Here is a 16,394-nt window from a genome sequence, read left to right as displayed (position 1 = left end):
GCAGCCGGCCCGAGACCACCGTGACCGCACGCGAACTCAGCGCCGACGAACTGCCCGAGGCCATCGACCGGGCGCTTCGGGGAGATTCGATCCTCATCCTGCCCGCCGCCCGCACGGGCGCCGTCACCGAGGCGGCTCCCAGTTCGTGGACCGGGCCCGGACCGGCGCCGGCGCTCATCCTCTTCACCTCGGGGTCGACCGGGCAGGCGAAGGCCGTGGCGTTGTCCGCACACGCGCTGACCACCTCGGCGCGGGCGACGGAACGGTCGCTGTCGGGCGCCGGCGCCTGGCATCTGTGCCTGCCGGTCAATCACATCGCCGGTTTCCAGGTGGAGCTGCGCGCTCGGCTGGCGGGGCGACCTCCGGTGCGTACCGCCTCGGCGAGGTTCACAGCGGCCTCCTTCGCCGCCGAGGTCGACGAGCTGCTGCACAGGGCGGGGTCCCGCCCCACCTACACCTCGCTCGTACCCACTCAGCTGCATCGCATCCTCGCCGACGATCACGCCACCGCCCTGGCGTCGAGGATCGATCACATCCTCCTCGGCGGGGCGGCGATCTCACCGGCCCTGCTCGACAGCGCCGCCGAGGCGGGACTGTCGCTGGTGCGCACCTACGGGATGAGCGAGACCGCCGGCGGCTGCGTATACAACGGGGTGCCCTTCGACGGGGTCGACATCACCATCACCGAGGCGGGCACAATCGATCTGGCGGGCCCCGTCGTCGCCGACGCCTACGTCGAAGTCACCGCAGACGGCACCATCGCTGCCGTGGACTCCCCCGGCCTCGAGGCGGACGGCAGCGGCCGGCGCATCGTGCACACGAGTGATCTCGGGCGCCTCGATCATGGTGTGCTCACGGTGCTCGGCCGCGCCGATGACATCATCGTCTCCGGAGGCACGAACGTGTCCCCGCACGCGCTGGAGACCGGGCTGCTGCCGAGCTGGCAGCGCGCGGGCGTCGCCGAGGTGCTCGTGACCTGGGTGCCCGACGCTGAGTGGGGGAAGCAGGTCGTCGCCCTCGTCAGGCTCGCAGACGGCGACGAGGGGACTGCCGATGCCACACCGGTCTCCGCCGCAGAGTCTCCGCGCGAACTCGCCCGCCGGCTGACCGGTCTCGATCACGGGATGAGCGGGCAGCTGCTGCCGCAGCTGGTCTTCCCCGTCGACGAGATCCCGAGCCGGTCGATCGGCAAACCCGACCGCAAGGCCGCAGCGAAGATCGCGGCCGATCTCAACGCCCGCAGAACCGAATACCCTTGCCGGTGAACAATCGGTAATATGAGACGGTTCCACAACTGATGAGGAAGGTGAGCGAGACCTATGGCTGATGCCGCCCAGTGGATTTCGGGAGCTCGACTGCGAACTCTCCCCCTGGCTCTCGCACCCGTGCTCATCGGAACCGGTGCCGCGATCGGATCGCTCGGCGGATTCACCGCCTTCATCCTCGACGACATCTCGGGCGGCTCCGACCATGTCGGACTGCCGCAGATCCTGCTGCGCGGCTTCCTCGCCCTCCTCGTGGCCCTCTGCCTGCAGATCGGCTCGAACTACGCCAACGACTACTCCGATGGCATTCGCGGCACCGACGACGACCGAGTCGGCCCGGTCCGTCTCACGGCGACCGGGCTGGCCGAGGCGCACGAGGTCAAACGTGCGGCCTTCCTCTTCTTCGGCATCGCCGGCGTCGCCGGCCTCGTCCTCATCCTCATCTCGCAGGCCTGGTGGTTCCTCGTCGTCGGAGCCGCCGCGGTGGCCGCGGCATGGTTCTACACAGGAGGGAAGCGGCCCTACGGATACATGGGCCTCGGCGAGCTCTTCGTCTTCGTCTTCTTCGGCCTCGTCGCGACCTTGGGGACGATGTGGATGCAGGTCGGACACCTCAGCCTCAGCGGCTGGGCCGGGGCCGTGTCGATCGGGTCGCTCGCCTCGGCGGTCCTCATGGTCAACAACCTCCGTGACATCCCCACCGATACCGAGGCAGGCAAGATCACGCTCGCCGTGCGGCTGGGCGACAATGCCGCCCGCATCGCCTATGCGGTGCTGGTGCTGCTGCCATTCGCGCTCCTGGCCCTGGCGATCCTCGACGGGCACCCGGCTGTCGCTCTGGCGATCCTCGCCCTGGTGCCGGCGCTCAGCCCGCTCAAGACGGTTCTCAGCGGGACTGCGGGGCACGGGCTCATTCCGCCGATCAAGACGACAGGACTGACCGGATTGGCCTTCTCAGCGCTGATGGGACTGGGCCTGGCCCTCTGATCGGATCCGGTTCGTCTGCTCGGGACCGACCTGCGGGCACGGCGGGCTATTTGTTCTGATCTCCGTCTTCGCTGACGTGGTCGTCTTCGCCGATGCGTTCGTCGACGATGCGATCCTCGGCCGCTTCGTCGGCGCTTCGCTTCTTCGGTTCGGCGGCGCGTTTGGCCACACGGGCTTCGATATCGGCCGCCACCCGTGCACGCATATTGCCGAGGAACAGGTAGCTCAGCAGTGCGCCGATGACGATTGCAGAGACGGCCATGAGCATGTTGAGGCCGAGGAAGGGAAACAGGACGAGGCCCACGGCGACGATGATGCCGAGGCGAGCGAGTGAGTAGAGCCAGAAGGTGCGCATTGAGCCCATTTTAGCCCTCGATCGTGACCGTCTCGTCACCAGATGCTTGAGTCGGTGCTCAGGTTCGTGGACTATCCTGGATGCATGGCTCGATTTCTCATTGCCGCGATCGTCTTGGCGGCTGCGGTGACACTGTACGGACTCTTCGATTGCCTGTTGCGCGATCGGGGTCTGATTCGAGTCCTGCCCAAACCTGCCTGGGCCCTCATCATCCTCTTCATCCCCGTGCTCGGGTTCGTCCTCTGGTATCTCTTCGGTCGCGGCTCCGAGGGCAAGTCCGCTTCGCCGAGCCGACCGCGCGGGCAGGTCGCGCCCGATGACGACGAGGACTACCTCCGCCAGGTCGACCGGGAAGTCCAGCTCGGCAAACATGCTCCGCGGGCCCGTGAGAACGACGAGGCCTCCTCAACGAACGATGGCTCCGCCGAAACCGACGAGGACAGCGATTCCGCTGCCGACTCCTCAGCCGACTCCGATGAGCACGGCACCAAGGGCGAAGGCCGCGGCCGCTCGAACTGAGTTTCGCAGCGTTTCAAGCCAGCACAGTCCGGCTTCCTGACGTCCACTGAAACAGCACAGTCTGCTCTGACCTGCCTGATGCGGCCGACGGCTCGCTCTGCGATTCAGAGCTCTGTATGCAAACAGAGCTTTCAGTCGCAGGTCGAGCCGTCGCCGTTTCAGGAGCGCGACGACACGCCGTTCAAGCGGCCCTTGTCCCCTGAGGCAGTCGCAGGTCGAGCCGTCGCCGTTTCAGGAGCGCGACGACACGCCGTTCGAGCGGCCCTTGTCCCCTGAGGCAGTCGCAGACCGAGCCGCCGCACGGCAGAGGCCCTACTCGGCCGCAGGTATCCGACCCCCCTCAGCCGAAGTCGGAGTGTCCGACTCCCCTCAGTCGAGACCGGAGTAGGAGTGCAGACCGTTGAAGTAGACGTTGACGACGGTGAAGTTGAAGATCACCGAGGCGATGCCGATGAGATTGAGCACCGCGACCTTCGTCGGACCCCAACCGCGGGTGGCCCGGGCATGCAGGTAGGCGGCGTAGATGACCCACACGACGAAGGTCCAGATCTCCTTCGAGTCCCAGCCCCAGTAGCGGCTCCAGGCCACCTCGGCCCAGATGGCACCGGCGATGAGGGTGAACGTCCAGGTGATGAAGCCGACTGCCGCAATCGTGTAGGAAGTCCGCTCGAGATCGGTGCTGGCGGGCAGTCGGTGCATGAACCGCAGCCACTTCGGGTCCTTGGTCTCATGGACGCTCTTGAGGATCTGGAAGACGGCGAGGATCGCCGAGATGTAGAGCAGCGCAGTCGAGAGGATCGCGATCGGCACGTGGATGGCGATCCAGTACGAGTCCAGCGCCGGGATGAGCTTGGCCGCCGGAGTGTAGAAGACGGTGATCGCCAGCCCCAAGCACAGCAGCACTCCACCGGACACGAAGGTGCCGAGATAGCGTACGTCCTTCTTGATCAGCACGACGAGATAGACGATGACGGTGATCGTGGTGGCCGTGAGGACGTATTCCATCATGTTGCCCCACGGCACCCGAGCCACGGACAGTGCGCGTGTGAGGACTGCCGCCGCATGCAGCAGGACGGCGAGCACGAGCAGGGAGGTCCCGATCCGGGCTCCCCTGCGCCGATTCTTCCGAGTGGAAGGGGCAGGAGCGGCAGAATCGTCGTCACCGGGACGGTCGAGGACCGCAGTGCTCGCGGTCTTACGATTCGTCCGCCGCACAGAGCTCGGCCTGGCTGTGCTGCCCACGGCGGTCTGAGAGGCCTTGAGCTCCCGGGAGCCGAACAGGTCGAAGGCATAGAAGATCATGGCGAAGGCGTAGACGATCATCGCCGAGATGATCAGCTGGTTGGACCACATTGCGAGGTCAGTGTTGACGTCCATTCATCCTCCGCACCTCAGGTGCTCTCATATCGCGTGCTGTCGGGTGTCGCTGTCAATGTGCTCGAAGCCCTCTGCGGGAGCTCCGGTTCTCTCGCACTCCGCGGCTATTCTACTCCGCGTAGTAGCTCGGACTCATCTTTCCGCGTCGCTCTCTTCCCCATCGTCGTCGGGTTCGGGATCGCGCAAGCCCCTGACCAGGTCGGCGACTGCGCGTTCGACCATCGGATCCTCGCCACGGGCCAGTGCGGCCACCTCGGCGTCGCCGTCCTTGATCCGGACCCATACGCGTCGGCGCGGGATGAACAGGGACAGCCCGAGTCCCGCCAGGACGAGGATCGCGCTGATGAGCATGAGCGCCTGTGTCGGGTCCTGTGAGATGTCGACGGCGATGTACTTCTTGACTCCGTCGAACGTCACCGAACCGCCTCCCGGCAGCTTCTGGGTCTCCCCTTCAGCCAGCTGGATGATGAGCGGGTTGCCGGACTCGTCGCTCATCTCCGTCATGTTCTCGGCATCGAGGGAGTACACCGACTGCGGGACTCCCGAGTCGAGTCCGAGGTCGCCGGTGTACCCGCTCATCACGAGGTAGGGGTTGCGCAGCTCGGCGAAGCTCGAGACGAGCTCGCCGTCCTGATTCTGGGTGGCGGTGGGCAGGAATACCCCGACGAAGCCCATCTGGGTGCCGGCCGAGTCCGGCACCTTGATGACCCCCTCGGAGGTGTAGCCCGGGTCGCCGCCGTCGGGGATGAACACCTGCGGTCCGGACTGGACGATGTTGCCCTGCGCATCGCGGACGGTCACTTCTGGGGCATAGCCGTTGCCGGTGAGGTAGACGCCGACGCCATTGACGCGGACCGGTTCGTTGACCTTGAGCGTGTGCTTCTCGTTCTTCCCGTCGACCGTGGTCGTGACGTTCGCGTCGAAGCTGCGCGGCTGGCCGAACTGGTTGCCCGCCGCCTGGTCGTCGAAGGTCGAGGTGAAGCTGTCGAGCTTCAGCCGGAAGGCCGGCAGATTGTCGGCGTCGTAGTAGGAGCCGGGTTCGAACGAATCATAGGAGACCAGCGAGTTCGTGAACGTCTCCCCCTCGACGAGGATGCGCTGGCCTTCGTAGCCGAACAGCGAGCCGATGGCCATCGTGAGAGTCGCCATGAGCAGAGCGATGTGGAAGACGAGATTGCCGGTCTCCCGCAGATAGCCGCGTTCGGCGGCGACATGGTCCGCCTGCCGGTTGATGCGGTAGCCGGACTTCTTCAGCCGTGCCTCGGCGCTGTCGAGGAACGCCTGATCCGCGATCTCTCGCGACTCGGCTTCCCCCTGCGCCGAGGCGAAGCTCGCGTAGCCTGGCATCCGGCGCAGCCGCCTCGGCGCTTTGGGCGGAGCCGACCGCATCGCCTTCCAGTGCTGTTTGGTGCGGGGGATGATGCAGCCGACGAGGGAGACCATCAGCAGCAGGTAGATCGCGGAGAACCAGACGGAGGAATAGACGTCGAACATCTGGATGGCATCGAGGAACCGGCCCCAGGCACCGTTGTTCTCCAGGAACTTGTTCACCCGTCCCGGGTCCTGGATGCGCTGCGGCAGCAGAGATCCGGGGATCGCAGCGAGAGCGAGGACGAGCAGCAGGATCAGCGCCACGCGCATCGTCGTCAGCTGCGTCCAGGCCCATCGGCACATGCCGAGGAAGCCCAGCTGCGGCTGCGTCACGGTCGCCTTCGCGCCCGACTTCGCCGGCTTCTTCTCCGCGCCTTCGGTCTTGCCCTCCACTAGATCACCACTTCGAATCCATTGATCAGACCTTGCAGTGAGGTCATCCACATATTCCAAACGCCGCTGGCCATGAGCACCCCGAGGATGATGAGCATGATGCCGCCGGCGCGCACGATCGCGCTCTGGTGCCTGCGCACCCACTCGAGTCGTCCCGCACCCTTGTGGATGGCCAGCGCCAGGAGGATGAACGGGATGCCCAGTCCGAGGCAGTAGACGAAGGCGAGCAGGGCACCGCGCCAGATCATCCCGTCGCCGCCGAAGCTCACCGACATGCTCAGCACGGCCGACAGGGTCGGACCCACGCAGGGAGCCCAGCCGAGTGCGAAGCTCGCCCCGAGGACCGGGGCGCCCCAGAGGCCCGCCTTCGGCCTCGCGCGGATCCGGTGTTCGCTCTGCAGCAGACCGAACCCGCCCATGAACACGAAACCGGCGAGGATGACGAGGACACCGAGGATGCGGATGATGATGTCCTGCCATTGCGAGAACAGCGCCCCGAGCGCAGAGAAACTGGTTCCCAGGAGGACGAAGACGACGGTGAAGCCGAGCACGAACAGGCTGATGCCGACTGCGACGCGCCAGGTCTGCTTGTCCTTGAGCGAGGACCCGGACAGGCCGGTGACGTATCCGACGTAGCCGGGCACCAGAGGCAGCACGCACGGGGAGAGGAAGGACACCAGACCCGCCAGTGCTGCAGCGCCGGCGGCCAACAGCAGTGGACCGGAGAGAACCGTCTGGGCGAACTCCGCCCCGATCCCACTCACTCGGCCCGCACGTCCTCGATGAGTCCCTTGAGCGTTGACGCGTCGACCTCGCCGACCACCCGGGCGGCGGCTCGCCCCTGAGAGTCGAGCACCACCGTCGAGGGTGTGGCCTGCGGGGGCAGGACGCCAGAGAGGAGGGAGACCATCTCACCGTTCGAGTCGAGCATGTTCGGGTACGGGACCTGGTAGCTGCTGATGAACGCGTTGGCCGCGGCAGCCTGGTCGCGGACGTTGACGCCGATGAATTGCGCCTTGTCGCCGAAGCTCTCCGATACGGATTTCAGTTCCGGCGCTTCCTTCCGACACGGCGGGCAGGCCGCGTACCAGAGGTTGATGACCACGGGGGTCGGGCGCAGGTCGGCCAGGGACATCTTCTCGCCGTCGAGGGTCTCGAAGCTCAGCTCGAGGGGCTCACCGCGATCTTCGGCGGCCACCTGCGAGACCACTCCCGATCCGGAGACGTACCCCTGATCGGATCCGGCCTGATCGGCCAGTTCGTCGTTCTCGCTGCAGGCGCTGAGCGCCAGGGCCGTGCCGGCGGCGATAGCTGAGGTGAAGAGGGTGCGACGGCTGAGTGGGCTGCGGCCGAAACTCATGCTCCGGCCACCGCGGTTCCCGGCTGCAGATCAGCACAGATGCTCTCATAACTCACGGACACCAGTGTGGACGATGCGAATGTGAAACTGGTGATAGAAGCCAGGTCACATTCCCGTCGACGCGGGTCGTGGACGAGCGGACGCTCCTCCGCCGCCAGCCGCGTCATCCAGATCGGCAGCTGGTGCGAGACGATGACTCCCTCGGCCTCGGGACCGTGTTGGGCCAGCTTGGCGCGCAGGCTGGCCATCGCCGCGCGCATGCGCAGCACGATCTGCCGGTACGGCTCGCCCCAAGAGGGGGTGAGCGGGTTGTACAGACGCAGGAGGTTCTTCGGTTCCGCCAGCCGACGGGCATTGACCTTCTGCCCTTCGAAGGAGTTCGCGGCCTCGATCACCCGGTCATCGGTGAACACCGGCAGGTCCAGGGCCTGCGCCAGCGGTCCGATCGTCTGCTGAGTGCGCAGCAGCGGCGAGGCGACGAGCGCGGCCGGAGCGGTCGTCGCAGTCGAGAAGTGCTTCGCGACGCGCTCGGCCATCTCATGGCCGCGGTCGGTCAGTCCGAAATGCGGCAGCCGACCGTAGAGGATCCCTTCGGGATTGTCGACCTCCCCGTGCCGGACCAGGTGGATGGTGGTCATGCCTGCGCCTTCCCCGCCTCCGGCACGGCGGCCGCGGCCTTCGCCGCTGCGGGCAGGGCGGTCACGATCCTGTCGAGGATCTCATCCGTGTGGGCGTAGGACAGGAACCAGGCCTCGAAGGCGCTCGGCGGCATGTGGATGCCCTGGTCGAGCATGGCGTTGAAGAACGCCGAGTAGCGCTCGACGTTCTGTCCGCGCGCCTGTTCGTAGTTCGTCACCTCCGAGTCGGTGAAGAAGACCGAGAACATCGAGTTCGCGGACTGGATGACGTGGGCGACGCCTTCGGCCTCCAGGCTCGCAGCGACGGCCGGTCGCAGAATGTCCGCAGCGCGTCCGATGTGCGAGTACACGTCGAGCTCGGTGGTGAGCTTGAGCGTGGTCAGTCCCGCAGCCGTGGCCACCGGGTTGCCCGAGAGCGTTCCGGCCTGATAGACGGGGCCGGCCGGGGCGAGATGGGCCATGACTTCGGCGCGACCGCCGAAGGCCGCTGCGGGGAATCCCCCGCCCATGACCTTGCCGAAGGTGAACAGATCGGCGGGGCCCTCGGGGTAGCCGAGTGCCTCGGACTCGTAGCCGTACCAGCCGGCGGCCGAGACGCGGAATCCGGTCATCACCTCGTCGCTGATCATCAGTGCCCCGTGGGCGCGGGTGAGGCGGCGGATGGTGTTCGTGAAGCCCTCGCGCGGGGGCACCACGCCCATGTTGCCGGGGCTGGCCTCGGTGATGACGCAGGCGATGTCCTCGCCGTGTTCGGCGAAGACCGCTTCGAGGCCGGCGGCGTCGTTGTAGTCGACGACGATGGTGTCCTGAGCCTGCGCCCCGGTCACTCCCGGTGTGTCCGGCAGTGAGAAGGTGGCCAGGCCGGAACCGGCCTGAGCGAGCAGAGAGTCGACGTGGCCGTGGTAGCAGCCGGCGAACTTCACGACCTTCGACCGTCCCGTGTACCCGCGAGCCAACCGGATCGCGGACATGGTCGCCTCGGTGCCCGAGGACACGAGCCGCACCTGGTCGACGGGTTCGACGCGGGCCACGATCTCCTCGGCGAGCTCGACTTCACCGGTCGACGGGGTGCCGAAGGAGAAGCCCTTGGCCGCGGCCTCCTGGACGGCGGCGAGCACCTCGGGGCGGGAATGGCCCATGATCATCGGCCCCCAGGAGCCGATGAGGTCGATGTAGTCGTTCCCGTCGACGTCGCGCAGCCAGGCACCGGTGGCCGAAGTGATGAAACGGGGGGTGCCGCCGACGGCCTTGAACGCGCGCACCGGGGAGTTGACTCCGCCGGGGATGACCGCCTCGGCGCGGGTGAAGAGTCCGGCGGACTGTTCGGTGGTTCGGCCCTGCGTCGGTTCTGTCGTCATGGGGTCTCCTCTGATTCTTCGCGGGATCGTGGTCGAAAACGTGGCGGGGCGCCTCAGGCGCCGTCGAGGTCGCGCATATGGTCGTTCACCTTCGTGAAGATGCGTCCCAGGGTCGCCATCTCCTCGGGGTCGAGCAGGTCGACGAGGTGGTCGCGGACGCCGACCACATGGTCGGGGGCGGCGTTGCGCAGCAGCTCCCAGCCGGCGGCGGTCATCACGCAGTTGACTCCGCGTCCGTCCTCCGCGATGGCCGAGCGCTCGAGCAGTCCTCGCTTCTCCATCCGGGCCACGCTGTGGGTCAGACGCGAACGCGACATGGTCGTGTCCGCGGCCAGCAGCGCCATCCGCATGGTCCGGTCCTCATGCTCGGAGAGGCGGACGAGGATCTCGTACTCGGGCAGCCCGATGCCGTGGCTCTCGCGCAGCTCCTTGTCCAGCTGCGCCGTCAGCAGCTGGGAGCCGTTGAGGTAGCTTCGCCACGCCTTCTGATCCGCAGCGGACAGCCAGCGGGGCTCGCCCATCATCGGCCCCCGGCTGCTGCGGAGGCACCGGTGCGATGGTCTGCGGCTTCTGCCTGGAGCCTCTGAGCCACCTCGGTGGCCCAGTAGGTGAGGATCGCGTCGGTGCCGGCTCGTTTGAAGGCGATGAGGGACTCCTCGATGGCCCGTTCGCGGTCGATCGCTCCGGCGGCGGCCGCGAATTCGATCATCGCGTACTCGCCCGACACCTGGTAGGTCCACACGGGCACGATGGATTCGCGGGCCACCTCGGCGAGGACGTCGAGGTAGGGCAGTCCGGGTTTGACCATGACGATGTCGGCACCCTCGGCGAGGTCGAGGCCGAGTTCGCGCAGGGCCTCGCGGCCGTTGGCGGGATCCTGCTGGTAGGTCTTGCGGTCGCCCTGGAGCTCGGAGTCCACGGCCTCGCGGAACGGGCCGTAGAAGGCCGAAGCGTATTTCGCGGTGTAGCCCATGATGACGGTGTCGGTGAACCCGGCGGCGTCGAGTGCCTCGCGGCAGTAGGCGACCTGGCCGTCCATCATGCCCGAGAGCCCGAGGACCTGGGCTCCGGCGCGGGCCTGTGCCAGCGCCATCGAGGCGTAGCGGTCGAGTGTGGCGTCGTTGTCGACTCCTCCGGCCGAGTCGAGGACTCCGCAGTGGCCGTGGGAGGTGAATTCGTCGAGGCACAGATCGGCCATGACGACCGTCTCCTCGCCGAGATGTTCGCTCAGCAGCGCCAGTGCCCGGTTGAGGATGCCGTCGGGGTCGTCGGCCTGGGAGCCGATCTCGTCCTTGTGTTCGGGGATGCCGAAGAGCATGACGCCGCCGACTCCGGCCGCGACGGCTTCCTGCGCGGCGGCCAGCAGCGAGTCGAGCGTGTGCTGGACGACACCGGGCATCGCCTCCAAGGGCACCGGTTCGCTCAGTCCCTCCTTGACGAACATCGGCAGGATCAGCTCGGACGGATGCAGCCGCACCTCGGACACGAGGCGACGCAGCGCCTTCGTCGAACGCAGGCGGCGAGGGCGAACGGATCCGGGTACCAATGACATGTCAGGCCTTCCTTCTGCGGCGCTTCTGGCTCGGACGCTGCGGGGAGATCCCGGCGTCCACGTCTTCGGCCCGCTTGGTGAGTGCGAATTCGACGAGTCCGTCGATGAGCGAGGTGAGGTTGGCTTCCTCGGCGAGCACATCCACGCGCAGTCCGTGCTCGGCGGCCGTGTTCGCGGTCGCCGGGCCGATGCAGCAGATCACCGAGGTGGGGGCGGGTTTGCCGGCGATGCCGACGAGGTTGCGCACCGTCGACGAGGAGGTGAAGAGGAAGGCGTCGAAGTCGCCGGCCTTGATCGACTCGCGGATCGGCGCCGGCGGCGGCGACGCCCGCACGGTCCGGTAGGCGGTGACGTCGTCGGGGTCCCAGCCCTTCTCGAGCAGCCCGGCCACGAGCACCTCCGTGGCGATGTCCGCACGCGGCAGGAGCACGGTGTTCATCGGATCGATGTCGTCGACGTAGTCCGGCCAGGCGGCGGCCAGGCCCCTGGCCGAGTGCTCACCGTCGGGGACGAGGTCGGGAGTGATGCCCCAGTCGACGAGCGCGGCCGCGGTGCGACCGCCCACGGCCGCGACCTTGACACCGGCCATCGACCGGGAGTCGAGCCCGAAGTCCTCGAACCACATGCGCACCGCGCGCACGGCGTTGACCGAGGTGAAGCCCACCCATTCGTAGGACCCGTCGACGAGTCCGCGGATGGCCTTCTCCATCTGGGTCGGAGTGCGCGGGGGCTGCACGGCGATGGTGGGAACGACGGTGCCGACAGCGCCGAGCTCGGCCAGCGCCTCGGCGGTGGAGGTCCCCTGCTCCTTCGTCCGCGGGATCAGCACCTGCCAGCCGAAGAGCGGTTTGGATTCGAACCAGCTGAGTTCGCCCCTGGATTCCACTCCCTGTCCCATGATGACCACCATACGATCCGATCCTGTCTGCGCCATGGAAAGGGCCTGCTTCAATGTCGTCTCCACGCTCGTCTGCTCGATCGTGGAGATCCCCCACCCGAGCAGCACCTTCGTGTCTTCGTCCCAGCCGTCGGCGAGCAGAGCGCTGATGGCCTGCTCGTGAGCGGCGGCGGTGCCGGTGAGCACATGGCTGGTGTTGCGGTGGCGGGAGACGTCGACGTGCGTCTGGGGCCCGGCCTCGATGAAGCGCACGGAGCGGACCCGGTTCGTCGTCAGTGCGGTGCCGGTGTAGGCCGCGGTCGAGGCGGACAGGCCGACGCCGGGCACGATCTCGACCTCGACGTCGGCTTTGCGGCACACGGCGGCCTCGGCCGTCGTGTTCGTGAAGATCAGACCGTCGTCGGAGCTCAGGCGCACCACGGTGTTGTCGGGCCGGGCGAGTTCGGCCAGCCGACGCCCGCGGGTCGAGGCGGCGACACCGAGGTCGGCGGCATCGATGAGCCGCGCCGTCTGCGGAACATAGGCGGTGACGATCTCCGAATGGACACCGGCGTCGTAGACGACGGTCTCCGCCGTCGCGAGGATCTCCGCTCCGCGCATCGTCATCAGTCCCGATTCGCCCGGACCGCTGCCGATGAAGACGACTCGCGGCGCGGCCGGCAGCAGTCGGCGCGGTTGGACCTGGCCCGTGGACGGTGTGCTGTTCATCCCTGCTCCTGAGCCCTGACGGGGGTGAGGTGATCGGCGCTTTCGGCAGGGTCGATGCCGAGCCGGCCGAGCAGATCCTCAGCGGCAGCGGTGCCGAGTTCGTCGGCGACGCGGGCCAGTTCCTTGCCGGTGACCGTCAGCTCCTGCTCCGTCGCGGTGGTCCAGTCGACGTCGGGCACGACGGGCAGCTCCGTGCTCTGCTGGGTACGGGCGAGCGTGCCGTCGTCGTCGGCCATCACGGCGTCGACGATGAACCGGTTCCCCTCGATCTTCGCCAGGGCGCCGATGGGCGCCGAGCATCCGGCCTCGGCGCGGGAGAGGATCGCACGCTCACAGGTCACGGCCAGATCCGTGGTCCGGTCGTGGATGCGGCGCAGAGCGGCACGCACCTCGGCGTCGGCGTTGAGGATGTCCTCGGACTGCGCATAGGCGCTGTCGGCGCTGCGCGTCTCAACGGCCAGTGCCCCTTGGCCGGGGGCCGGGAGCATGACGTCGAAGCCGAGGGAATCGGTGGCCTCGGCCAGTCGGCCGATCCTGCGCACCCCGGCTGCGGCGAGCACGACGGCGTCGAGTCGTCCGTCACGGACGTGGGCGATGCGGGTATCGACGTTTCCGCGCACTCCCCGGACCTCGATATCAGGGCGGGCGGCCCGCAGCTGCACGGCGCGCCGGGGCGAGCCGGTGCCGATGGCCGAGCCGGCGGGCAGCTCGGACAGGCTCAGGCCGTCACGGCCGATGAGCACATCGGCGGGGTCGACGCGGGGCGGGATCGCCGCCATCTGGATGCCCGCCTCGGGGGTGGTGGGCAGGTCCTTGAGCGAGTGGACGGCGAGATCGATCTTGCCCTGGTGCAGGGCCTGCCGGACCGCGGAGACGAAGACTCCGGTGCCGCCGAAGCCCGCCAGCGGGGACATGTTGACATCGCCCTCGGTCACGACCTCGACGATCTCAACTCGCCACCCGGTCAGGGCCGCGATCTGGTGGGCGATCGCCGTGGACTGGGACCGAGCCAGCTGGGACCGGCGGGTGCCGAGGCGCACGGTGCGTCCGCTGTAGTGTTCGGGTTCGACGATGTCGAGGGTGTGGTCGGCCACCGGGCGGATTCCGTCGGCCTCGACGTGGTGGGCGCTGGCGGCCGTCGCGACCTTCGTCTCCGGCGGGGTCATCGCATGGGCGACCTTGTTCACGGGCAGGTCGAACAGCTGCATGAGCGCCTGGGCGTAGTCGACCTCGGATTCGGTCACGGCCAGCTCCTTGACCTTCACGGTCGGTGTGTGGATGAGTTTCTCGGCCACTCGGTGCAGGGACTTGCGGATCTCGCCGAAGGCCTTGTCGTCGACGGCCGCACCGATCTTCTTCTCCAGGCGTTCGGTCTCGGCGGCGAGCACGTCCTTGGCGTGGGAACGCAGCGCGGTCACGGTCGGGGCGACCGAGCGCTCCTTGTTGCCGGTGGCGATGTTCTCCAGCTCGGAGGCGATGATCCCCCGCACGTCCTCGACGGTGCTCACGACCTTCGCATCGCGTTCCCTGTCGGAGCTCTTGAGCAGCTCGCGGATCTCGCCCAGGCCGAAGAGCGCGACGTGTTCGAACTCGCGCACGCTGGGGTCGATGTCGTGCGGCAGGGCGAGGTCGATGAAGGCCTTGTTGGCCGCGCCCTTGGGATTCTGGGACAGACCGGCGACGATGTCGTCGCGGGTCACGACCACGCCACGGGCTCCCGTGCTGGAGACGATGAGGTCGGCGTCGGCGATCTCCTCGGCCATCACCCGCGGGGTCAGCTCGCGCGCCCGTCCGCCCACCTCGGCGACGAGGCGCTCTGCCTTCTCGAGTGTGCGGTTGAGCACCGTGATGCGGCCCACCCCTTCCTTGTGCAGGCCGGAGACGACGAGACCGGACATGGCTCCGGCCCCGATGACCAGGGCGTTTGCGGCCCGCAGGGAACCGATGTGCGCGGCCGAGGCCTCGAGTGCGGCACCGAACAGCGACCGCGCGACCTCCCCGAGGTCGGTCTCCGAGTGCGCACGCTTGCCCACTCGCAGCGCCTGCTGGAGGGCTTGGGAGAGTTCCGAGGTCAGGGCCCTGTCCGTCTGCGATTCGGTGAAGGACGAACGCAGCTGGCCGAGGATCTGAGCCTCGCCGATGGCCATCGAATCGAGCCCGCAGGCGACTTTGAGCAGGTGCTCCATGGCCTGGGTGTCGTAGTGGGCGTAGAAGTGCCCGGCGATGTCCGACCATTCCTTGTCGATCGAGGACACGAGGGCATTGCCGAGGTCGGCCAGTCCGCCGTGGAAGGCAGTGACATCGGCAATGAGCTCGAGACGGTTGCACGTCGAGAGCACGGCCAGTCCTTCGATGTTCTCACCGGTCAGTGCGTCCTTGCGCAGGGAGCCGACCTCGCCTGCACCGAAAGCCAGCTTGTCGAGCATGTCGATCGGAGCCGACTGATGTGAAATGCCGAGAACCAAGAGAGTCAATTCCTGTGCTCCTCAAAACCAGGGTTGAGCGGTGCCGTGTCCAGCGCCGAATAGTATGCGAGTACTTGCAGCTCACTGGCCAGGTCGACTTGGTGGACACGGACGGTGTCCGGGGCGTCGAGCACGGTAGGTGAGAAGTTGAGAATGCCGCGCACACCCGCTTCGACGGCCGCGAGGGCCGCCGCGGGTGCCGCGGCTGCGGGGACGGCCATGACGACCAGGTCGAGGTCTTCGGACCAGTCGGGCAGATCGTCGAGGTCGGAGACGGTCAGCGTGCCGATCGCGGTGCCGATCTTCTCCTCATCGATGTCGAAGATGGCCGTCAGCCGCAGTCCCCGACGTCGGAACCCGGCGTAGTCGGCCAGGGCCGAGCCGAGGCGTCCCGCACCGATGATGGCGACTCGTCGGTCACGGTCGAGGCCGAGGAATGTGCGCAGCGTGGAGGCCAGCTCCGGACACGAATAGCCGACCCCGCGGGTGCCTGAGCGCCCCAGCTGGGACAGGTCCTTGCGCAGAATCGACGGGGACACTCCGCTGCGCGCGGCGAGGTCCTCCGAAGAGACGGTCTCCTTGCCTGTTGCGGCGATGGTCTCGACTGTCTGAAGGTAGATCGGGAGTCGGGAGATCACGCGTTCGGGTACGTCCTTGCGAACGACACCCTCAATCCTGTTGGCGGACAGAATCTCGCCCACGAATCCGTCTCACTCCTTCATTCGATCTCATGCGCCCAGTCCCGCCAGGGCTCTGGACAGCCGATCCTTGTCGACGCGATGAAAACTGTGCTGCCGGCCGTCGAGGAGCACCACCGGAACGTCCCAGCCGTACTGCGCGGCCAGGTCGTCGTCGGTGTCGATGTCGACCTCGGTCACTCTCACGTCCCGGCCGGCCGCCACCTCGGCGACGGTCTCGCGCGCGAGGGCGCAGAGATGGCAGTCGACGCGCGTGAGGAAGGTCAGCTCAACCATGGGTCGCTCCTCATCGGGTGCAACAAACCCCGCCGAGAAGCACTCGAGCGGGGGCGCAGGACCGTCGTCTCGGCCTTACTTCTTGTTGCGACGCTGGTGACGTGTCCGGCGAAGCTGCTTGCGGTGCTTCTTCTTCGACATACGCTTGCGGCGCTTCTTGATGACTGAGCCCAC

17 protein-coding genes are annotated in these 16,394 nt (G+C 67.4%); 3 read left to right on the top strand and 14 right to left on the bottom strand.

The genetic code is table 11. The features are described from left to right. The first annotated feature begins 20 nt into the window (after positions 1–20). The gene (locus tag IHE57_RS07915) at positions 21–1,265 is read left to right on the top strand and encodes an AMP-binding protein (protein WP_366933896.1); all 1,245 of its coding nucleotides are present in this window, start codon (positions 21–23) and stop codon (positions 1,263–1,265) included. 54 nt (positions 1,266–1,319) lie between these two features. Further along, on the top strand, positions 1,320–2,252 hold the full coding sequence (locus IHE57_RS07910) for a 1,4-dihydroxy-2-naphthoate polyprenyltransferase (protein WP_209372286.1): 933 nt from the start codon (positions 1,320–1,322) through the stop codon (positions 2,250–2,252). 46 nt (positions 2,253–2,298) lie between these two features. Here IHE57_RS07910 and IHE57_RS07905 read toward each other — a convergent pair whose 3' ends face one another. Continuing rightward, a complete protein-coding gene (locus tag IHE57_RS07905) occupies positions 2,299–2,607 on the bottom strand; it encodes a DUF4229 domain-containing protein (RefSeq protein WP_209325819.1) in 309 nt (102 codons plus the stop codon). An 84-nt stretch (positions 2,608–2,691) separates the two neighbouring features. On the opposite strand from IHE57_RS07905, the gene IHE57_RS07900 reads away from it, so the two are divergent. Then, positions 2,692–3,126: a PLD nuclease N-terminal domain-containing protein gene (locus IHE57_RS07900; protein ID WP_209325820.1), complete on the top strand. Its 435-nt coding sequence runs from the start codon at positions 2,692–2,694 to the stop codon at positions 3,124–3,126. Between the two features lie 369 nt (positions 3,127–3,495). Here the strand turns inward: IHE57_RS07900 and ccsB are convergent, their stop codons facing one another. From ccsB to IHE57_RS07835, 13 genes are all read right to left on the bottom strand, one after another. Then, positions 3,496–4,503 carry a c-type cytochrome biogenesis protein CcsB gene (ccsB, locus tag IHE57_RS07895; RefSeq protein ID WP_209372284.1) on the bottom strand — a complete coding sequence of 336 codons (1,008 nt, stop codon included), beginning with the start codon at positions 4,501–4,503 and terminating at the stop codon, positions 3,496–3,498. Positions 4,504–4,635: 132 nt separating this feature from the next. Continuing rightward, entirely contained in the window at positions 4,636–6,267 is a 1,632-nt protein-coding gene (resB, locus tag IHE57_RS07890; protein WP_366933895.1) for a cytochrome c biogenesis protein ResB, read from the bottom strand. Continuing rightward, positions 6,267–7,022 carry a cytochrome c biogenesis CcdA family protein gene (locus IHE57_RS07885; protein WP_209325910.1) on the bottom strand — a complete coding sequence of 252 codons (756 nt, stop codon included), beginning with the start codon at positions 7,020–7,022 and terminating at the stop codon, positions 6,267–6,269. Before IHE57_RS07885 ends, resB begins: the two co-directional genes overlap by 1 nt. A 5-nt stretch (positions 7,023–7,027) precedes the next feature. After that, positions 7,028–7,627: a TlpA family protein disulfide reductase gene (locus IHE57_RS07880; protein WP_209325822.1), complete on the bottom strand. Its 600-nt coding sequence runs from the start codon at positions 7,625–7,627 to the stop codon at positions 7,028–7,030. Beyond that, the gene (locus IHE57_RS07875) at positions 7,624–8,265 is read right to left on the bottom strand and encodes a histidine phosphatase family protein (protein WP_209372282.1); all 642 of its coding nucleotides are present in this window, start codon (positions 8,263–8,265) and stop codon (positions 7,624–7,626) included. Before IHE57_RS07875 ends, IHE57_RS07880 begins: the two co-directional genes overlap by 4 nt. Next, the gene (gene hemL, locus IHE57_RS07870) at positions 8,262–9,623 is read right to left on the bottom strand and encodes a glutamate-1-semialdehyde 2,1-aminomutase (protein WP_209372280.1); all 1,362 of its coding nucleotides are present in this window, start codon (positions 9,621–9,623) and stop codon (positions 8,262–8,264) included. The genes IHE57_RS07875 and hemL overlap by 4 nt, the downstream gene beginning before the upstream one ends. Before the next feature lie 53 nt (positions 9,624–9,676). Then, on the bottom strand, positions 9,677–10,147 hold the full coding sequence (locus IHE57_RS07865; RefSeq protein ID WP_343071905.1) for a MarR family winged helix-turn-helix transcriptional regulator: 471 nt from the start codon (positions 10,145–10,147) through the stop codon (positions 9,677–9,679). Continuing rightward, positions 10,144–11,175 (bottom strand): porphobilinogen synthase, encoded by a 1,032-nt coding sequence (gene hemB, locus IHE57_RS07860; RefSeq protein ID WP_209372278.1) that lies wholly within the window; start codon positions 11,173–11,175, stop codon positions 10,144–10,146. The genes IHE57_RS07865 and hemB overlap by 4 nt, the downstream gene beginning before the upstream one ends. 1 nt (position 11,176) lies before the next feature. Continuing rightward, positions 11,177–12,781 carry a bifunctional uroporphyrinogen-III C-methyltransferase/uroporphyrinogen-III synthase gene (locus IHE57_RS07855; protein WP_209372277.1) on the bottom strand — a complete coding sequence of 535 codons (1,605 nt, stop codon included), beginning with the start codon at positions 12,779–12,781 and terminating at the stop codon, positions 11,177–11,179. Further along, a complete protein-coding gene (gene hemA / locus IHE57_RS07850) occupies positions 12,778–15,255 on the bottom strand; it encodes a glutamyl-tRNA reductase (RefSeq protein ID WP_209372276.1) in 2,478 nt (825 codons plus the stop codon). Before hemA ends, IHE57_RS07855 begins: the two co-directional genes overlap by 4 nt. Next, the gene (locus tag IHE57_RS07845) at positions 15,252–15,947 is read right to left on the bottom strand and encodes a redox-sensing transcriptional repressor Rex (protein ID WP_209372274.1); all 696 of its coding nucleotides are present in this window, start codon (positions 15,945–15,947) and stop codon (positions 15,252–15,254) included. Before IHE57_RS07845 ends, hemA begins: the two co-directional genes overlap by 4 nt. 27 nt (positions 15,948–15,974) lie before the next feature. Continuing rightward, entirely contained in the window at positions 15,975–16,220 is a 246-nt protein-coding gene (locus tag IHE57_RS07840) for a glutaredoxin family protein (RefSeq protein ID WP_209372273.1), read from the bottom strand. 75 nt (positions 16,221–16,295) lie between these two features. Beyond that, entirely contained in the window at positions 16,296–16,394 is a 99-nt protein-coding gene (locus IHE57_RS07835) for a 30S ribosomal protein bS22 (protein ID WP_209325830.1), read from the bottom strand.

The organism is Brevibacterium renqingii (genome assembly GCF_017808105.1).
Taxonomy (GTDB): Bacteria; Actinomycetota; Actinomycetes; order Actinomycetales; family Brevibacteriaceae; genus Brevibacterium; species Brevibacterium renqingii.
The sequence above is the reverse complement of the archived record's forward strand: the minus strand, read 5'-3'. Positions and strand labels throughout refer to the sequence as shown.